This window comes from Mesorhizobium sp. M1328, from assembly GCF_040318075.1.
In the GTDB taxonomy this organism is placed as follows: Bacteria; Pseudomonadota; Alphaproteobacteria; order Rhizobiales; family Rhizobiaceae; genus Mesorhizobium.
The window spans coordinates 101,695-120,388 of sequence record NZ_JAMYLO010000005.1; the positions used below are offsets into that span (position 1 = coordinate 101,695).

The window sequence follows — 18,694 nt, forward strand, 5'->3', positions numbered from 1 at the left end:
CCCATCAGCGCAGGAGTCCGTCCTTCTCAAAATCTTCCCAGCCGCGCAAATCGGAGTGCGCGTTCTCATCGGGGCCATAGCCAGCTGAAGTTGCAGTTCCGCGACCGCTTCTTTGAGCGCGTTTAATAGCGGCCTTCCCCGCGCCACGCCGCCTATTCTCTGCAGCTGTCGCTGCGTCCTGTTCGCGCCAGACCGTGACCAGGTCGCGGTCAAGCACATCCTCGACGTGCTGCGGGTCGAACACGTGAAAGGTGATGTTCCTTGCCCGCCCGCGGAGTTTCACCGTTTTTGTCCCGGCGCTCTGCAAGCGACCATCTTTCAGCCAGCGGTGCCGTTCGGCCGTCGAGATCGTCAGAATGTCCTCGATTTCACGGGGGATTACGGGCAGGTCTTCGATATTCTGCAGTGCTTTGGATACGATCCCGAATACCACCTGCACATCGTTCTCGGCGCCCTCAGACAGGCGCAGGGTAAGCACGCGGGACTCGATATGGAGCAGTTTCCTGAAGTCCGTTGGAAGGCGGGCGCGTATTTCGAGAAAAATGCCCCTCGCTCTGACGGACGATCCAAGCGTTGCAGCCGGGTTTAAAGGCCACTCTCCAATCAGCTTCGCTGTTGCATTGATTTTTAGGCGCGCGGGCATGCCCCTTTAAATAGGTCACCGATTGTCGGCAGCGATGAGCCGATCGCAAAGCCAACATGAGTTTTAATCCGCCAGCGGTCTGAACCACGATGCCCTAAAGGCGCAACCACGATTGTTGGCGGGGCCGCTTGCAACTTCGGCTAACAGGAAGCGGCAGAGTTGATTTCAAAGTGCGATATCAGGCGCGTTGCCGCCTGGCGGCTTTGGGGCCGTTTGCTGTCCGTCCGGTTATTGCCGAGGGACCAGTTAAAGCCGTCGTTCGGCTCACGACCTCTTCTCGGAAATAGGAGGCAAGTTCACATCCCGCGGAAGCCGACATTGAACTGCCTCTCCGTTTACACGTTTGGCAAATGTTGCGAATGGAGGGAGTTGCATGTTTGAAGGTTTCTCGCTGGAGCAGATCAAACTTCCGGAAGCGACGCTCAGAGTGCGGGTTGGTGGAAGGGGCCACCGCTTCCTGATGCTGCACGGTCATCCTCGCACCCATGCCACTTGGCATCGCGTGGCGCCGATTTTGGCTGAGGAATACACCGTAATTTGCCTTGGTCTTCGGTGCTCGCCCTTGCGGTGTGTCGCAACACAATCAGCGCGTCCGGTTTGCCGTGAACAGATCTTGCTGATGCACCAGTTCGTCCGCGACGGGCTGACGGAGGCGGCGTGTGCCATTCGGGTGGATGGCCGAAAATAACCCCACCTCTGCATGACGCGAATTGTCCCAGCCCGGGTAGGCCGTTATCGGGTACAGGCAAATACCCTCGAATCGATGCTCCGACACCCATAGCGGCACGCACCTCGTCGCGGCATACATAGTGGAGCCAAGCCGGCCCGCCGGATCCTCTGAGCCGGTCTCGGCAATGAACATCGGCTTACCGTACCGATGAGCAACCTCGAGCAACATTTCCGACAAAGCGCGGTACTCATGGTGTCCCATCGATATCCTCGGCCCGTTTATTTACCATTGATTGTGCGGCTAGAAATTCAGGCCCACGACATCGACAACATCTTCGCTCCCGCCCAACTCAGGTTCGACGCGGCCCAGCAACATGTCGTAAGCTTCGAACTGCCCCTGACGGGCGTTTTCGGCCCGACCCCGTTCGCTGCGGGTCCGGTCACGAGGAGCGATTTGGATAAGGGGCTCGGCCCAGACAAATCTGCAGGCGGGGTCGATCTCCCGCATTGCACGAACACCCGCGATGGCAGCCTTCACGAGATGCCGCTTGAACCATCCACGTTTGTTCGGCCCCACGCGGGAAATAGCCGACCTCAACAGCCCATGCGAAAAAGGAGATCTAGTTGATGGGACACAACAGAGGCGGTGTTCCGGCGATCGAACGCTGTACCCTCACGGCTTCTGCCGCGAACGAGGCATAGGCATCGATGAAATGCACGATCCCTGATCGACATGGTCTGGAGATCCGTAATGGAAGATGTCCCAGATAACCTGGACACCTGCCGATCGGGCCGCCTCGACCATTGGCGCCCAACTTGACCAGTCATAGGCGAAGCTTGCGGAACCGGAGCCTCCACCTGGTGCTCGTCCATACGCCCCACTTCGCTCATTCGAAGTCTTCTTTCAGCAGTCGGCTTCGAACTCGGCCGCCTCGTTAGGACCGGGAACCGCGTTGGCGAAATACCGCATCCAATGGGGCGCGCGCCATCTTCGTTGCTCAGTCCAGCTCGTCCTGGCGTGACCGGTAACGCCGAACCGATTGTCGAGCCTTTGTTCCTGTGGTGGACTGTCCGGAGCTGGGTGGCGAAGGAGGAACAAGGAGGGCCGTGCCAAGTTCGGGGCGATATACCACCGCCGCCGATCGACTCGAGCGGCTGCTCAGCAACAAGAGAGGCACGGGATCACATGACCGTTCAGATTCGACTTTCCGAGATCGACCACGCCAGGCGCGAGGATCGTGGCGACGGCGCTTGGAGCATCGCACCGGACTTGGGCTATTTGCGCCTAGCAATCGTCAATGTCGTGTTCTTCGGCGCACCGGGCAGCGGAGATCGGAACTGGATGCTGATCGATACCGGGTTGCCGACGTCCCGCGGCAGCATTCTTGCGGTCGCGGAAAAGCGGTTTGGCACGAACGCACGGCCGGCCGCGATCATCCTGACCCACGGCCATTTCGACCATGTGGGAACGGTTCTAGACCTCGCGAATAGATGGGACGTGCCTGTCTTCGCGCATCCACTCGAGCGCCCCTATTTGGACGGAACCGCATCCTATCCGCCACCGGATCCCTGGGTCGGGGGTGGACTGATGGCACTGCTGTCGCCGCTTTTTCCACGGGGGCCAATTGATCTTGGCAACCGTTTGGAACTCCTACCTGCCGACGGATCGATCCCCGGAATGCCCGGATGGCGATGGCTACACACACCCGGGCACGCTCCTGGGCATATCTCGCTCTGGCGCGAGGAGGACCGCTCGCTGATCGTAGGGGACGCTTTCATCACCACCGGTCAGGAGTCAGTCTATGAGGTCGCCGTTCAGGATCTTGAGATGCACGGTCCGCCGCGCTACTTCACGCCGGACTGGGATGCGGCGGAAAGATCCGTGAAGCACTTGGCTGCCCTGAACCCGCACATGGTCATCAGTGGACACGGTGCGGCTGCCGCGGGAGTGGGCATGCGTCAAGCTCTTGACAGCCTGGCTGAGCGGTTCAGGGTGTTCGCCGTCCCGCCGAAATTGAAATTCGTGCGCGAGCCGGCGGCAGTCCAAGGTAGCTGAGGCTAACCGAGCCGCCGTCGTTCTGAAATATGGTCAAATTGGGCAGACTCTGTCTCTCGACCCGTAGAGTTACCCCGTCGGGTCGCGCTCTCCATCGTCGCCGACAAACTCTGACAAGCGGAACAAACCCGGAAGGCGCCGGGTTAGGGCGTTCGATCGGCGTAGGGCGACTGCGGGCCAAGCGCCCCGAAATTCTGCGTCAGGAGAAGACGTCAGATGAAAACGAGTAACCCGAAGGACGCGTCCTCTCCGCCGGCGAGCCGACCGGCAAGAAGTTGTTCGAGCCCACACGGGTCGTCATCCGCCAAGACTTGGCTTCGATTCGCTCATCGGCCAAAACCGTGGAGGAGATCAAATGGCAAATCTGGGAAGATTGGCGATCGCGATGCTTGGCGTTCTGGCATACCAAAATCGCGACAAGCTCTGTGAATTGATTCCGGGAGCGGGGTATCTTAACCCAAACGACCCGCAACGCAGAATTCTGGCTCAGATAACGAATGGCGTGTCGAGGGCTGACCTTGGTGAGATCCTCGACCGGTTCAGGGAGGTGGGGGCAGGATCTAAGGTCGACTCGTGGGTTGGCAGCGGGCCAAACCAACCGATTGAGCCAAGGGACGTCCAAGCGGCAATGGACGAAGGTACACTCACGTCCATTTCGATGCAGACGGGTCTTTCGCGCGAGGAGCTAATCAGAAGGATTGCGCGGGATCTACCCGAGACAGTCAACGAGATGACGCCGAATGGTGAATGGCCGCCTGAGCCGACACATGGCTTGGATAAGTCGACCCTGCTCGACAATGTATCCTAGGGGACACAGCCAGGAATGCAGCCGGCCAAGGCGAGATCCAGGGTGGCAACTCTACACGGGGGGACGCTCCTGCGCGATCGCCTTCATCCGCTCGCGAACCAAGGATCTGTTTCGAGCGCGCCGAACGCGCAACTGGCCGCCATCCTGAAAATGCGCACCGCTGCATCGCGGCGCCCTCGCTCGCGTATATCGGTGAGCGGAAGAAGGCGCGTTCCTGGCTGGCCAGAGCGCTGGCGATCGATCCGGACGACTTCGTGACGCAGTACAACGCCGCTTGCATGTATTCCGTGCTCGGGGAAGTGGAGGAAGCGGTGCGGTACCTGGAAAGAGCCGTCGGAGGAAGCGTGAGTCAGAACGTATTGGAACGAATCCGTCACGAAGTCGATTTCGACGCCATTCTCGATCACCGCGGTTCGTGCAGCTTCTTAGTTCACTTGGCTTGTGACGCACAGCTGTACTTGCACAAGCTTCGGCCTGCCTAGCAGCCGCGTTCGCGGCGCGTCCGCTTTGGGGGTGGCGGATTCAACTGCTCGCAGCAACACACGAGTCTGTCTGAAAGATGGAATGTGAGCCATGAAGCAGCGACGTCGCATCTACTACTCGGCCGCTCAGCGGGCTGAGATTTGGGTTGGATGGGAGGCGGGCGAGTCGATGATCTCGATCGGACGACGATTCGATCGGGGGTCTTCATCTGTCCGCTCTTGCCGCCGCGCCTGGGCCTTGCACTGGCGGGCTGCCGGCCTTTGCCTGTCGCCGGTGGTGTTTTCCCCCACATTTTGCTGCCGCTGCTTGTGCTGCTCACCTGGCCGCTCGCCATGGGCAAGTATTTCGCCCCGGCATCGTCTCTGCGGGGTTTGCTTCGTCGGCAAAGGACATCGCCAGCTGGCCTCACAGCTGCGGTCGATCGCGGCCGAATCGGGATTGATGCTGGCCGACGCGCTGGCCGGCGGCCGCTTCACCCGCTACAATGATCTGTTGATGCCTGCCGGCATTATTGCCGGGGCCGGCGACCGGTTGTTCGATGCGAGGCTCTTAGACTACAATCGGAGATTCCTGGTTCCTTTGTCGATATCATCCCGCAGGCCGGCCACATGGTCCACCACACCGCACCGCTAGCTGTTCTCGCCATGGTGGACAGGGTCGCTGCCGCGGCCAGCATGAAGTAGGCCGGCACTGGCGCGATCCCGAAGAAGTGGAATCGCGATTTTCGGAAAAGATCATGCTCAAAAGCAATAGGTAGAACCCCGTCCCGACTCTATCGGGTGGCGAATCCGATGATTTACTTCACGGCGGCACGCACTTCAGCGAACCGCATCCTGTGCATCCATCCGCGCCGGTTCGGCTAACATCGACGTCGAGGTCCCGTATCTTGGGATTTGGCCAGGGGAACGGCCCCAATTCCGTGTTCGGCTTCTGCCTCTCTTTGTGGCTGCCAGCATCTAGTCGTCTGCAAATCGAGGCCACGGACTGACAAGCACCCCCGCACTACAAGGAGCTGGCGGTCGGAGAACAAATGTAGACATGTCGCACCATCCTTGCGGTACGGCTTGCGATGCATACTGACGGTCGAGGGCTTAATGTAACCAAATCAACGGCTCGGCGTTTCGGTCAGCGCCGTTGCAATGAGCGAAGCCATAACCTCTGTCACGAGCATAGACTGGCGATTTCATGAGTCGCAATTTTCTGGTGATCGAACCTGAGGAAGGCATTGCCGTGCTCAAGGGGCTTGCCTCCTCGGCGCGTATCTCGATGCTGAAACTGCTGCATGAGAAGGGGCCGATGAATATCAACGAAATCGCCGCCGTGCTGTCGCTACCGCAGTCGACCGTCTCGACCAACATCCAGGTGCTGGAGGATGCGGGGCTGATCCGCACCGAGAGAGCGAAGAAAGGCAACCGGAAAATCTGCTATCCGACCGCCGAAAAAGTGCTCGTCGTGTTCAAGAGCGAATATCGTGCGGTCAAGAACGACGCGATCGAAGTGTCGATGCCGATCGGGCTTTATACCGGCTTCGAGGTTACCGCGCCCTGCGGCCTTTGTTCGCCGGACGGCATCATCGGTCTGCTCGATGTGCCGAACACTTTCCTCGATCCGGACCGCATGAAGGCCGGTCTGCTATGGTTCACGCGCGGTTTTGTCGAATACCAGTTCCCCAACAATGCCAAGCTCGCCAATGCCGAGATCACTGGTCTCGAAGTTGCGATAGAGCTGTCTTCGGAAGTGCCGGGCACCAGCGCCGATTGGCCCTCGGACATCACGCTGACGATCAATGGCGTCGATGTCGGCACCTGGACGTCGCCGGGGGATTTCGGCGACAAGCGCGGCGTCTTCACGCCCACCTGGTGGAAGCTTAAGGGCTCGCAATACGGTAAGCTGAAGAACTGGCGAATTGCCAATGACGGCACCTATGTCGACGGCCTCAGGATTTCCGAAACCGGCCTCGCCGCACTCGATCTGAAGAGCCATCATTCAATCCGCGTCCGTATCGGCGTCAAGGACGATGCCAAGCGCCCCGGCGGGATCAATATTTTCGGCAAGGGCTTTGGAAATTACGATCAGGACATTGTGCTCAGGATCAAAACCGCGTGAATCGACTGGCCGCGTTGCTGCGCTCAGTTACAGTTCATTGCTAGGCTAGGCTTGCAGCTGGCACCGCCGTCCATGAGGCGACCGGCTTGCCTGACGTGTATAGATCCCTCGTCGCAAGCTTTGCCCACTGGCTGCGAATCCCCTGCTACCCTCAATCACCAGTACAAAGGGATCCGTCCCACCAACCAACAGCCAGAGCATCCTCCGTTCCGGCAAATGCCGGAACTTACCATCTAGGCAACTCTCGAAAGTATATGCCGATCCAGGTCACACTTTGCCAACCCGAACCGCCAGCGATGGTTCGTCGCCTCACGCCTGCTCTGGTAGAACAAGGTCAGTTGCCGGCCGTCGATCATCACCGTCGAATGGCCATTCTCGCCGGGCTCACCAGGGTCGAGAACGGGGCCAACGGAAACGTAGGGACCCTTGACGTCATCGGCGATGGCGAAGAAGACGCGCTGCCGGCTGCCGCGCGGACCTTCGGGGAGGAAGCAGGTGGCGTTGAGAAGCACACGACCGTCCGGCAGCTCGACGAGCTGCGCGCCTTCGATCCCCCATTCGTAATCGGGGTGCTCGCGCGCATTGTGATGTGGCACGTCGAGATGATCGAGTATCTTGCCGAGACGTTTCCATGGCCCGAACCAGGAATCGGATTGGCTGCGCGCCAGATAGACATCAGGCTGGGGCACCCTGGTGAATTTGGGCATGCCTGAATAGACGATATAGCGCTTGCCTCCGACGATTGCGGGGTGGGGATCGTAGATGCCGTCCTCATCGGTGTCGGGCAGCGACAATATCGCCGGATTGAGCACCACCCAATGAAAGCCGTCATTGGACACCGCGTGCTCGCAACGTCCGCCGGACTTCATGAATTCAGTCTGGATAAACATGTGGAAGACGCCGCACTCATGAATGACGCCGGGCGCCGCAATGCCAGATCCGGTTACCGGCAAAACGATCGCCTCGTGCTCTGTCCAGGGTCCATAAAGATCCGGCGCTGTGGCGTGGAGGATTTTCCAGCTCTCTGTTGTGACGGTGCCGCTGGAGCCGAAGACGTGCCAGAGCGTGCCGTCGAACACCGGACAAGGGTCCTTCAGATCATCCACAACCTGCGGGTGAAACAACGGAAAGACGTTGGTTTCAAAGTCGATCTTCATTCGCCAGCCATCCCTCGATTCGTCCCGGTCTCCATTCAAATGAACCACCGGCGCGACTCAGATGAATCGATTCCAAGCGTATTTATAGCTCCGCTGATGAACGGTTGTTGAACGATTGAAGGATTTGAACCGCTCTGTGGCAAAGGGCCACATTTGGGGAGCCGACCTGACGCGAGGGGCTTCATCATGTGGATCGAATGGGGGCGGTCGGCTCGCCCCTTCTCTGTTGAGCCGTCGCAAGTGGAGCGGACGGCTGGTCTCGCCCGAGACAGTTTGGAGCTATGGAACAACTTATCGGGATGGAAGTTATATAGAAGGCTGCGAACTTCATGTCAAAGCTGCCTCGATTGACTTTTGTTAGTCGAGGCATTTTGTAACTATAACGAAGGATAATCTACATGGAAATGGCGGCGGGCCGGGCCAAAACACCAAAGAACCCTGTACAACCGTCTATTTTAATTTGCTTTTCACACCTCCGATGGAACTTCGTATATCAGAGACCACAACACATTCTGACCCTGGCGTCAAAACAGCAACAGCTAATTTACTTCGAAGAGCCGATCTTCGATGAGAGGCGCCACCCTTCGATGCGGGTGCACAATGTTACCCCCAAGATCAGAATAGTGACGCCGCTGATCCCAGTTGGTACTTCCGCGACCAGGGCGGACGCAATCCAGCGCAGGTTCGTCGATCAGATCCTCGCCTCCACGCCGCATGACCGATTGACGACCTGGTATTACACGCCCATGGCGCTACGCTTCAGCGACCATCTCGCCTGTGACGTCTGCGTCTACGACTGCATGGATGAACTCTCCGCGTTCAAAGACGCTCCCGCAGAGTTGACGCAGTTGGAAAAGGCGCTGTTGCAACGTGCCGATGTCGTCTTCACGGGCGGGCAGAGCCTCTACGAGGCCAAGCGCAGCTTGCATCGGGCGATCTTTCCCTTCCCGAGCAGCATCGACGTTACCCATTTCCATCAGGCTAGGGCGCCAGGTGAAGACCCGTTCGATCAGGCCGACATACCTCACCCGAGGGTGGGGTACTTCGGGGTCATCGACGAACGGCTCGACCTTGAACTTATCGCGCAGGCGGCTGCGGCAATGCCAGACGTGCATTTTGTCATGCTCGGCCCTGTCGTCAAGATCGATCGGGCGAGCCTTCCCACGGCAGGCAACCTGCATTGGCTGGGCGGCAAGTCCTATGCAGACCTGCCGAACTATCTCAGGCATTGGAGTGTCGGCTGGATGCCGTTCGCGCTCAACGAAGCGACCCGCTACATCAGCCCGACCAAGACTCCCGAGTTTCTTGCGGCAGGACTGCCGGTGTTGTCCACGGCGATCGTCGACGTTGTGCGTACCTACGGCGTCGAAGGCCTTGTCGAGATTGTCGAGGCGGAGGACATCGAGGCCAAGCTTCGCTCGATCCTGGCCCACCCCCGCGATTTCCTGGTGAAGAAGGCCGACGCCTACCTCGCCGACATGTCCTGGGAGAAGACCTGGAGCGCGATGGCTGCCCACATCGAGCGCCCCCATGCGATGAAGAGCGTCGTCCCATTCCTGAGGAGGGCGTGAGCGTGTTCGACTGGTTGATCGTAGGGGCCGGTTTCGCCGGCAGTGTGCTGGCCGAGCGTATCGCATCGCAACGGCAGGAAAGCGTCCTGATCATAGACCGACGAAATCACGTCGGCGGCAATGCCTATGACTGCTACGACGAGGCGGGAATACTAATTCACCGTTACGGGCCGCACATCTTTCACACCAACGCCCAATCGATCGTCGACTATCTGTCGCAATTCACGCAATGGCGGCCTTACGAACATCGTGTGCTGTCGCTTGTCGATGGAAAGCTGCTGCCGATACCGATTAATCTCGACACCATAAACCGCCTCTACGGCCTTGAATTGACGTCCGAGCAGCTGCAGGACTTCTTCGCTTTCCGACGCGAAACGGTCAAAGAAGTCCGCACCGCCGAGGACGTCGTGGTGAGCACAGTAGGCAGAGAGCTCTACGAGAAATTCTTCCGCGGCTACACGAGGAAGCAGTGGGGTGTCGACCCTTCCCAGTTGAGCAAGTCAGTGACGGCGCGAGTCCCGACCCGGACCGATCGCGACGATCGGTATTTTGGCGACAGCTTCCAGAACATGCCGGCAGGCGGGTATACGCGCATGTTTCAGCGCATGCTGGATAGTCCCAAGATCAAGATCATGCTGCAGACCGACTACCGCGAAATTCGCGACAAGATCCCCTTCCAGCAGATGATCTATACCGGTCCGATCGACGAGTATTTCGACTGGAAGCTTGGTCGCTTGCCCTACCGTTCGCTGCGCTTTGAGCACACGACGCTTGATTGCGAGCAGTTTCAACCGGTCGCCGTCGTCAACTATCCGCAGACGGAAAAATACACACGGATCACCGAGTACAAGCATCTGACCGGTCAGCAGAGTCCGAAGACCAGCCTCACCTACGAATACCCCACCGACGTCGGAGATCCTTATTACCCGGTGCCGCGGGCCGAAAACGAGGCTTTGTACAAACGATACGAAGCTTTGGCCGCGGCGTGCCCGGAGGTCTGGTTCGTCGGACGTCTTGCAACATATCGCTATTACAATATGGATCAGGTGGTCGGCCAGGCATTGGCTACGTTCGGGCGCATTCAGACACGCCTGCCAGCAAACGGGATGCTCGTCACGCCGACGCAGCGCGAGGCGGCCGAGTGAATGATGCGCCGGCCTGACCGGCGTCGGGCGACCCACGGCCAAAGAGACCAACGATGTTTCTCGGCTTCTCGGCGAACAGCTCTAGATATGCTGTGCTGTTGATGCAGCTGAAAAGCGCGCACTGTTCGTATCAGCGAGGCTATAGCGCGCTTGCTTGTTGTTCCTCAAACGCCAAGAACGATTGGCGCTGGCGCTCCAACTCGTCCGCAAGTGGCTTGCGAACAGTGCGCGAGCCGTCCGCATGGATGGTGGAGAACAAGCCGACTTCGGCGTGGCGCGAATTGTCCCAACCTGGGTAGGCCGTCACCGGGTATAGGCATATACCCTGAACAGGTGCACCGAGGCTCGTCGCATCGCGCACTTCGTCGCAAACGTAGTGAAGCCAGGCTGGCCGGCCTGAACCTTCGGCGCCGGTCTCGGCGATGAACATCGGCTTCTTGTATCGTTCGGCGACCTCGACCAGCAATTCCGAAAGTGCACGGTATTCGTGGTGCCCCATCGGTATCGTTGGGCCATTCAAGTACCATTGGTTGTGCGGATAGAAGTTGAGGCCGATGACGTCCACAACGTCCTCGCTGCCGCCCAACTCCGGTTCCACGCGCCCGATCAGCATGTCATACGCCTCGAATTGGCCCTGGCGAGCATTTTCGGCGCGCCGCCGCTCGGGGTGAGTACGGTCACGAGGAGCAATATGGATCAGCGGTTCAGCCCAGATGAACCTGCAGCCGGGTTCGGCCTCCCGCATCGCCCTCACGCCGGCGACCGCTGCCCTGACAAGATGTCGTTTGAACCATCCACGCTTGTTCGGCCCGACGCGCGGGAAATAACCGACTTCCACCGCCCATGCAAAAAACGAAATCTCGTTGATCGGGCACACCAGGGGAGCCACCCCGGTAGCGGAGCGATGAACCCGAACAGCTTCCGCGGCGAAACGGACGTAGGCCTTGATAAACCCCGGGCCACCTTGGTCGATATGGTCTGGCGAGCCATAGTGGAAGATATCCCAGATAATCTGCACCCCGGCCGCCTGGGCTGCTTCGATCGCCGACGTCCAACTCGACCAGTCGAAGACTCCGGGCGCTGTTTCAATCAGGTGCCAGCGCAAGCCGTCGCGGATCGTGCGAAGCCCAAGCTCGGCACAACGGCGATAGTCGGCATGTGCATGGATGTCATGTGAGGTCGCGCGGATCAGATCAAGACGGGCCCCGTCGGCGCGCCTGTGGGAGGAACACTCGAAACCAGCCATGAAAAAGCTGTCGAACCCGGAAGAGCCTGCCGTGGGCCGACGAGCGGTATCCTCGTTCATACCAACATCCTGTCGCCCAAGGCGTGGGCAAGTAATCGCATTCGCAGTCCCCCATTGTCAGTTCCGGTGGCCTAGTCGAAACCGGTCGGCCACCACCACGTCGACGGCTCGGCGGCTGCGGTGTACACGTGTGCCTGGATTGGCGAATACAACCAAGCTCCAATCCCGTCTGCCGGGGGCCGCGGTCGCGTCGATTCGATCCGAAGTTATGCGGCCTGTTGCATCGCCCGTTCGTTGACGCCTGTTTCGCCTAGTCGGGTGAGCGCCTCATCGGTTGCTTTTTCTTCCTTGAGCGTCTGTTCGAGTAGCGGGACGGCGTCTTTCAAGCCAAGTAACCCGGCCCATGTGACAAGAGTCCCGTAGCGCGCTATTTCATAATGTTCGACGGACTGGGCTGCAGCCACGAGACCCGCGTCCAATGCCGGAGCCTCCTCGAATTCCTCCAAAATCTCCTGTCCTTCTTCGATGATGCCGTCGATCGCCGGGCACGTTTTCCCTTGGGCTCTCTTGCCAAAGGCGTCGAAAACTTGCTGCAGACGCTCGATCTGACCTTCCGTCTCGTCACGATGTTTTTCGAACGCCGCCTTCAACTCTTCGGACTCCGCGCCCTTTGCCATTTTCCGGAGCGCCGTCAGAATCTTGCGTTCGGCGTAGTAGATGTCTTTCAGACCATCATAGAAAAGGTCTTCCAAGCCCTTGGAGCTGCCCTGAGAGCTTTTTTTCGTCGCCATTGTCATCTCCTCTTTCATTTCTATCGACGCATGCATGGCTCTAACTGGACCAGTCTCTTGTTGTTCCTTCGGCGACGGCACACCGGCAGCCAACAGCGAGCGACGGTCGGGTTGACCGCTGATTTCAGTCCGCCGCGCCAGCAGCGGCTTCAGCATCTCGGCTGCGGGACCTTCAATATGTCGCCGTATGTCGCCGCGTCGGATGGCCAGGAAGCGGCCAGTGCCAGTTGGACTTTGTGATGGAGCGGCGCAGCGGCGAGCGTCCACGGGCCGTTTTCCTTGCGCCGATCTTCCGCGATCTTGGCCTTTTCCACGCATCGCTGCAGGATTTTTCGCGAGGTGAATTGAGACCCGCCACGACGCTGATCTCTGCGACGGTCAAGGCCCGTTCGGCGGGCTCTACTCCGGAACAATGTCCTCTTCTGAAAGTTTCCTTAGATCGCAAAGGAGATTCGAGATGTCAGAAAGCCGCGAATGGTTTGTCCAATGGCTTAGAGATGCCCATGCCATGGAAGAGCAGGCCGAAACGATGTTGAACGGGCAGTTGGGTCGCATCGAGAACTATCCCGAGCTGAGCGACCGGATCCGACAGCACCTCGACGAGACGAAGCAGCAGGCTGCCCGGCTGAAGACTTGTCTCGATCAGATGGACGAGGGTTCATCCACGATGAAGGACGCTGGCGCTAAGCTGACGGCGATGGCGCAATCGCTGAGCGGCGTCTTCGCTGGAGACGAGGTGATGAAAGGATCGCTCGCGAGCTACACGTTCGAGCACATGGAAATCGCCTCCTACACGATCCTGATTGCCGCTGCTCGATCGCTCGGCGAAACGGAGGCTCTTCGGGTTTGCGAAGAGAATCTGCGAGAGGAAGTCGCGATGGCGGATTGGCTGAAATCCCGTCTTCCCTCGACGACCGAGCAGTTCCTTGCGCGGGCCGAAGCGGACAGCGACAGCGCCAAGCGGTGATCGGGTAGGAACGTAGTGACCGTGAACTGGGTGATCGGGATTCGTCCGCTAGCGCGTCCCTCTTCGTGAACGCTGGGCAACGAACACGCCTAGCAGGCGGTCGTCGAGCTGCGCATTTCGAGAAATTGCAACGACGAGCGATGCTAATATTGCGGCGTCGTCACTTAGAGAGTTGAAGCGTTCATCTGCGCAAGCCTGGTCGAATACGCATTGGCACTAGCCAAGATCGGAAAGGCTAGCGCAGCGCTCGGCGAGATCAAGCTTGAGGGGGCGTGTTAAAACGTTCGAAACGAGGTCGCGATAGCGGAATGCCCGAGAACACTCCTCCCTGATCACTGAGCAGTGCGTGCGCAGGCACCGGCAGCGCCAAGCCGGATGGAAGAAAGTTCGTCCTGACAGCGGACAGAGCGCGCCCTTGCGCTCACGTTATGGGGTCGGCAGCACTTGCACGCTTCGGGGTGAATTCCGCTTCAGCCGGTCGCTGGCGGTTTCGCTGAAGGCCGTGACCGACCGGCCGACGATCATCATGCTCGAAGGGGTTGACCGCTTTGTCCGATCTTCTCCGCCGTGCGCATCGTCATCGCGCCGTCCGTGGTTCCAGAATATGCAATCCGATGGCTGAACTCGTCGGGACTCGATAAATGTGAGCGCGGCATCATACTTTGCCTTCAGGACGACTGTTTCTCTGCAATGACCTCTGTCTACGCTCATCCAGTTCGGTCGGTGTCCATCTGCTCATTCAGACGTCGTTGATAGGCAAAGCCGACAGCCGCGGCGACTGCCAAACCCGCCGCCGCCAGAAGGAGTTTGTCCTCGGTATGCTCATTGCCCGATGCGTCTTGAACAGCTAACGAAGTTTCATCGAAGGGTGCGGATGCTTTTGCGACAGTCTCGCCCTGGTGCGGCCCAACGCCGCTATGGCGGATACCCGCAGCCAGACGTTCTGTCTTCTCTTTAACAGTTTCCTTGGCCACGCCGGTCAACTCGGCAGCTTCGCGTTTTATTTTGCCAGCCGTTTCAAGAGCGAAATCACTGACGCTTTCCGCCAAATCGCTAGATTGCTCCTTCAGGCGCTCCTTGGCGTACGAAAGGTGATCAACCTGCTGCTCGCTGGGTGGCCGGGCTGAATTGGCCCGCAACAAGCTGATCAATCCCGCTCCGACGAGTGCGGTTGCGATCGGCGGATGGCGGAGGAAACGCCACCCCAAACCGGCCCCAATCGCCAAAGCAGCGCTCGGATTGGCAGCCGCCTTGGCCTTGAGATCGTCAATAATCGCCTGCGCCACCGATTGCATTGAGTCTCTTGCTTTCTCCACCAGCGCATCCTTTGCCTCAAGCGCTTCGTGTTTCAAATCATCGGTAAATTCGGAGAGCGTGTTTGGCGACCGAAGTGTCGACAAGTCCTGGGCGAGCTTAGCCCGGGCAGCCTCAACTTCGTATTCAAGATGCTCAAGTTGCGGATCGGCCATCATAAATCTCTCTTGCCACCGGGGCGGGCAGGTTTGCTCGACCGAGCGTTGCCCGACCGCTGCGATTTGGCCGTTATTCCTTCCGAAGGGGTGGCGCTGCCCGGTTGCAGCTTGGCGGCCGGAGTGGATGAACCGCTCGATCCACTTGGGCTTGGCGAAGGCGGCTGCACGGGTTCACTTGATTGCTCTTCTGACAAGGCGCTTCCAAAGGCGCCCGCAACGTCCCTTGCGACCTCCTTCAGGCCGTCCGAATTCAGCCCATGTTCCTCGGCGGCGCTTTTGAGCCGTTCGCCCGCCTTTGCTGTCGAGGACTTCAAGCGTTCCCCAGCTTTTTCAGCGGCATCCGTCAATCGCTCTCCTGCTGGGCCGAGCGTGCGCCTCTCGACATCGCTGGCCGGCAAAGCAGCAGCTATAGCGGCACCGGCTGCGAAGCCGGCCAGAACAAAAGCCAATGGCTGTTCTTCCACCATGCGGCCAATCGTGTCTTGGAACGTTGATTGGGCTTGCTGCACCACGCGCCCTGACTTCTCGGATACGGTGCGACCGGTCTGTTCGGCGTATGCCACGGCAGATGATGCGTAGTGACTTGCGGTTTCACTCACCTTCTCCCCCATGCCGGCTAAATTGTCGCGCATGGCCTCTGCTGTCTCGCTAGCCTCTTCATGCGCTTTTGACGCCCCGCCGCTGGCGGTGCGTACGTGCGGAGCATTTTGGCGCCCGTTGGTTCCACGGGATTGCTCGCGATGCCCGGCACTTGAACCGCGGCTGCGCATTAGCAACGCGCACCCAGCTGCGACGAGCAGAAGGCCTTCGGGATTGTTCCTAGCGGAGCTGAGAAGCCATTCTTTCGTTCCAAAATCCTGGACCTGTGAATTGCGGCTCATGTTAATTGCTCCTTGGTTGTCGCAATATCCTGCTTTATTTGGCTTATGGAGTGTGTCGGCAGAAGTTCTTTTTGCGCATCAGCGCGGCCCCGATAGTAGGCGAAAGCGGCGGCGACGGCCGTTGCGGCCGCGACGATCAGACACGACCAGTGCAGGGCCATCCCTAAGCTGGCTATTCCAAGTACGAGGGCTTGCACTAGAAGCAGAGCGGCGACCACTCCCAGCACGCCAGCAGCAGACATCCACACACCTGCTTGGAGCTTCGTTGAGACGTTGGCGGACAGCTCCGCATGCGCCAGGCGCAACTCTTTTTGAAAGAGGTCCGCGACGTCCGCCAACACTGCCGACAGTGCTTGAGGGAGAGGCGAATTCTTCGGTTGTTCCTGTGCCATCAGATCAGTTCGCTCCCTGCCGCCTTCCCTTGATGGACTCTGGTGCGGGAGGCGCGCTCTTCAGTGTGCGGAACGTCAAAAAGCCCGCTACTGCGGCCAGCCCAAACACCAAACCCGGCTTGCGCCTGGCCAAATCGGACGCTGCAAGAACCAGTTGATCGACGGACCTGTCTCGCAGGTCGTCTGCGTATCCATCAAGCCTATTCGCGAAGGTGCGCACGACCCCAGCGACTATCGGTGCGTTTGCGTCGAGGTCTTCGGCCGCACGCTGGGTCGAACTCGCCAGCTGGCCCATCACCTCGGCGCCGCTGCCGACCTGACGGTCCAACATCTCCTTCACCTGATTGGTCACGGTGGACGCGCCACCAACGGCCGCCCGTTTGGCGGTTTCCGCTGCCCCCTGCGCTATGTCGGACGCTTTGGATAACGTGCCGCTTACGGTCGCTCCTATGTCTTCCGAGGTACCGTCACCAGCTCTTGCCGCAGTCGGGGGACGCCGTTCAGAATTCCGGTTGTTCATGGTTTCCTCCATTCGAGGAGCAAACGGAGGTAAGGCCCGTTGGTTCCCAATGAGTGACTATCTGGGGTGTCAAGTTGCGTTTGCGAACTCGTGGCGCGCATCGCGTGCTTTTGCATTGGGAATGACGGGTAGCTTGCGGGCGGGCGCAATGCGAATAATCATCTTTCCCTTTCCTGCCTGAAGGCGCCGGGTGGGGATCATTTCTGGCGACGGTGAGCGCGATGAGGAAGAGGCTGGAGCGCGTACCTTTACAGCCGCCGCGCACCGGTCTTCGACCGCTGCGCCTGCCGCTGTCATTGGCGATCGGCGCCAAGCCCACGAGTTTGGCGATGGCCTTATTGGAAAGGTGTCAATCGGGACAACTCGGCGTCAGGAGTACGCGGGGCCCTTGACCGAACGGAAGACCTGATCGAGACAGGCCCACAGCGGATCGTCGTCGATTAGCGAGGCGATCTCGCCTTTCAAGTCGGCGGCTCTGACGTTTGAGCAGAAGAATGACCTCGTCGAGGCTGGCGAGGTTTCGGCATCGGCGACGATGCTTTTGCGTTGCTTCTGGATGGTGAGATCGCCAGTCACCTGGGCAAGCCGGGCGACCAGCGCCTTGAGCCGTTGCTCACGCTCGGCTGCAGCCGCTTGACGATGGCGTGCAAATTGATCTGCGCGCTACGCGTTGCGTTCGTCCAAACGCGACTGCTGGTCGGCGGCATCGGCCGGTCCGCCCAGTGTGTCGGCGACCGTGGCACCTCGCGCACCCATCGGCTGCTGCGCACCTGTGGTGGTGTCCATCGCTGTCTGATGCTCCATCTCGGAATTCAGCTCCGCACCTACAACCAGGATAATCACAGAAATCCAAGTCCACATCATCAAGCCGATGACTGCCCCAAGAGCTCCATACGTGGCGTTGTAGTTGGCGAAGTTTTCAAGATAATAGGAGAAGCCTATCGAGACTGCGATCCAGACCACAGCGGCGAGGAAGGCGCCCCATGTCGCCCATTGCCACTTTGCCCTTTCCCGGCTGGGTCCGTAGCGGTAAATCAGCGTGATCCCGACGCCCACCATGATCAGCATCATCGGCCACCGAAAGATCCGCACAAGGGCTTCGGTCCAGCCGCCGAGGTTCAGCAGCACAAGCATGGCCGGCACAATCCCCACCGAGATGATAAAGCCGATACCAATGAGGATGGCGCCAAGTGTGAAGCCCAAGGCCAGGAGATTCAGGTGGATGAAGCCGCGCTTTTCACTCTCCTCGTAGGCGATGTTCATGGCTTCGAATAGCGTCTTTATGCCGTTACTGGCGCTCCACAGTGCGACGGCAAGGCCGAAGATGAAGCCGAAGCTGAGCGCGCCAGCCTTCTGAGCGGCCAAGGACGCAAGCTGAGATCTGATAATATCCAGACCTCCCGAAGGCAGTACGCCGCCAAGGAACGCAATGTGCTCAGCGATGGTCTGAGGATCGGCGACGAAACCATAGATGGACACGAACGCGGCAAGCGCTGGAAAGAGGGCAAGAAGCAGATAGAATGCAGCCCCCGCCGCGATCAGCATAACACGGTCCTCGGTTACCTCAGCAAAGACCCGCCACAGCACGTCCTTCCAGCCGCGGCTGGGAATCTCTGACGGCCATTCGGCATTGCGTCCGCGGCTCTCCCGTTCGGCCCGCCGCTCAAGTTGCACTTGACCTTCGTAAGCGTCCTCGGTTGTTTTCTTCGACATGGCCGCCGGTCCGGAGCATCTTCTTCGCGGGGCAAACGTATAATAGCGCCAAAGGATGCAGGTGCAGACCTGCG

Annotated in this window: 17 protein-coding genes and 1 pseudogene; 8 read left to right on the plus strand and 10 right to left on the minus strand. The window is 59.3% G+C overall.

Annotation, left to right across the window (positions count from 1 at the left end):
* Nucleotides 1–4: 4 nt before the first annotated feature.
* Nucleotides 5–643, minus strand: coding sequence for a hypothetical protein (locus tag NKH23_RS13275; protein WP_353034807.1), 639 nt, complete (start codon nt 641–643; stop codon nt 5–7).
* 373 nt (nt 644–1,016) lie between these two features.
* Here NKH23_RS13275 and NKH23_RS13280 point away from each other — a divergent pair, with 373 nt between their 5' ends.
* From NKH23_RS13280 to NKH23_RS13300, 5 genes are all read left to right on the plus strand, one after another.
* Nucleotides 1,017–1,331 carry an alpha/beta fold hydrolase gene (locus NKH23_RS13280; RefSeq protein WP_353034809.1) on the plus strand — a complete coding sequence of 105 codons (315 nt, stop codon included), beginning with the start codon at nt 1,017–1,019 and terminating at the stop codon, nt 1,329–1,331.
* A 1,167-nt stretch (nt 1,332–2,498) separates the two neighbouring features.
* Nucleotides 2,499–3,368: an MBL fold metallo-hydrolase gene (locus tag NKH23_RS13285; protein WP_352492316.1), complete on the plus strand. Its 870-nt coding sequence runs from the start codon at nt 2,499–2,501 to the stop codon at nt 3,366–3,368.
* Nucleotides 3,369–3,723: 355 nt separating this feature from the next.
* The gene (locus tag NKH23_RS13290; protein WP_352503351.1) at nt 3,724–4,176 is read left to right on the plus strand and encodes a YidB family protein; all 453 of its coding nucleotides are present in this window, start codon (nt 3,724–3,726) and stop codon (nt 4,174–4,176) included.
* A gap of 278 nt (nt 4,177–4,454) precedes the next feature.
* Complete coding sequence (locus NKH23_RS34590; RefSeq protein WP_502912354.1) at nt 4,455–4,658, plus strand: hypothetical protein; 204 nt, start codon at nt 4,455–4,457, stop codon at nt 4,656–4,658.
* Nucleotides 4,659–5,844: 1,186 nt separating this feature from the next.
* Nucleotides 5,845–6,765 carry an ArsR/SmtB family transcription factor gene (locus NKH23_RS13300; RefSeq protein WP_352492311.1) on the plus strand — a complete coding sequence of 307 codons (921 nt, stop codon included), beginning with the start codon at nt 5,845–5,847 and terminating at the stop codon, nt 6,763–6,765.
* Nucleotides 6,766–6,998: 233 nt separating this feature from the next.
* Here the strand turns inward: NKH23_RS13300 and NKH23_RS13305 are convergent, their stop codons facing one another.
* Entirely contained in the window at nt 6,999–7,922 is a 924-nt protein-coding gene (locus tag NKH23_RS13305) for a glycoside hydrolase family protein (protein ID WP_352473704.1), read from the minus strand.
* A 398-nt stretch (nt 7,923–8,320) separates the two neighbouring features.
* Between NKH23_RS13305 and NKH23_RS13310 the strand changes: the two genes are divergently transcribed.
* Nucleotides 8,321–9,493: a glycosyltransferase family protein gene (locus NKH23_RS13310; protein WP_353034814.1), complete on the plus strand. Its 1,173-nt coding sequence runs from the start codon at nt 8,321–8,323 to the stop codon at nt 9,491–9,493.
* Nucleotides 9,494–9,495: 2 nt separating this feature from the next.
* Complete coding sequence (glf, locus tag NKH23_RS13315) at nt 9,496–10,638, plus strand: UDP-galactopyranose mutase (protein ID WP_352492345.1); 1,143 nt, start codon at nt 9,496–9,498, stop codon at nt 10,636–10,638.
* A gap of 139 nt (nt 10,639–10,777) precedes the next feature.
* On the opposite strand, the gene NKH23_RS13320 is transcribed toward glf, so the two are convergent.
* Together NKH23_RS13320 and NKH23_RS13325 are read right to left on the minus strand one after the other, a co-directional pair.
* A complete protein-coding gene (locus NKH23_RS13320) occupies nt 10,778–11,944 on the minus strand; it encodes a glycoside hydrolase family 1 protein (protein WP_023677857.1) in 1,167 nt (388 codons plus the stop codon).
* A 206-nt stretch (nt 11,945–12,150) separates the two neighbouring features.
* Nucleotides 12,151–12,675, minus strand: a complete 525-nt coding sequence (locus NKH23_RS13325) for a YciE/YciF ferroxidase family protein (protein WP_023677856.1) — start codon at nt 12,673–12,675, stop codon at nt 12,151–12,153.
* 457 nt (nt 12,676–13,132) lie between these two features.
* Here NKH23_RS13325 and NKH23_RS13330 point away from each other — a divergent pair, with 457 nt between their 5' ends.
* On the plus strand, nt 13,133–13,642 hold the full coding sequence (locus NKH23_RS13330) for a ferritin-like domain-containing protein (protein WP_353034816.1): 510 nt from the start codon (nt 13,133–13,135) through the stop codon (nt 13,640–13,642).
* Nucleotides 13,643–14,349: 707 nt separating this feature from the next.
* Here the strand turns inward: NKH23_RS13330 and NKH23_RS13335 are convergent.
* The 6 genes and pseudogenes from NKH23_RS13335 to NKH23_RS13365 form a co-directional block, all read right to left on the minus strand.
* Nucleotides 14,350–15,114, minus strand: coding sequence for a hypothetical protein (locus NKH23_RS13335; RefSeq protein WP_353034818.1), 765 nt, complete (start codon nt 15,112–15,114; stop codon nt 14,350–14,352).
* Entirely contained in the window at nt 15,111–15,995 is an 885-nt protein-coding gene (locus tag NKH23_RS13340) for a hypothetical protein (RefSeq protein ID WP_353034820.1), read from the minus strand. Before NKH23_RS13340 ends, NKH23_RS13335 begins: the two co-directional genes overlap by 4 nt.
* Nucleotides 15,992–16,387, minus strand: coding sequence for a phage holin family protein (locus NKH23_RS13345; protein ID WP_353034822.1), 396 nt, complete (start codon nt 16,385–16,387; stop codon nt 15,992–15,994). Before NKH23_RS13345 ends, NKH23_RS13340 begins: the two co-directional genes overlap by 4 nt.
* Before the next feature lie 4 nt (nt 16,388–16,391).
* Nucleotides 16,392–16,907 carry a hypothetical protein gene (locus NKH23_RS13350; RefSeq protein WP_353034977.1) on the minus strand — a complete coding sequence of 172 codons (516 nt, stop codon included), beginning with the start codon at nt 16,905–16,907 and terminating at the stop codon, nt 16,392–16,394.
* 69 nt (nt 16,908–16,976) lie between these two features.
* A pseudogene (locus NKH23_RS34595) lies at nt 16,977–17,522 on the minus strand (transposase); the annotation flags it as partial.
* A 48-nt stretch (nt 17,523–17,570) separates the two neighbouring features.
* Entirely contained in the window at nt 17,571–18,620 is a 1,050-nt protein-coding gene (locus NKH23_RS13365; RefSeq protein ID WP_352503337.1) for a YihY/virulence factor BrkB family protein, read from the minus strand.
* Nucleotides 18,621–18,694 lie beyond the last annotated feature (74 nt).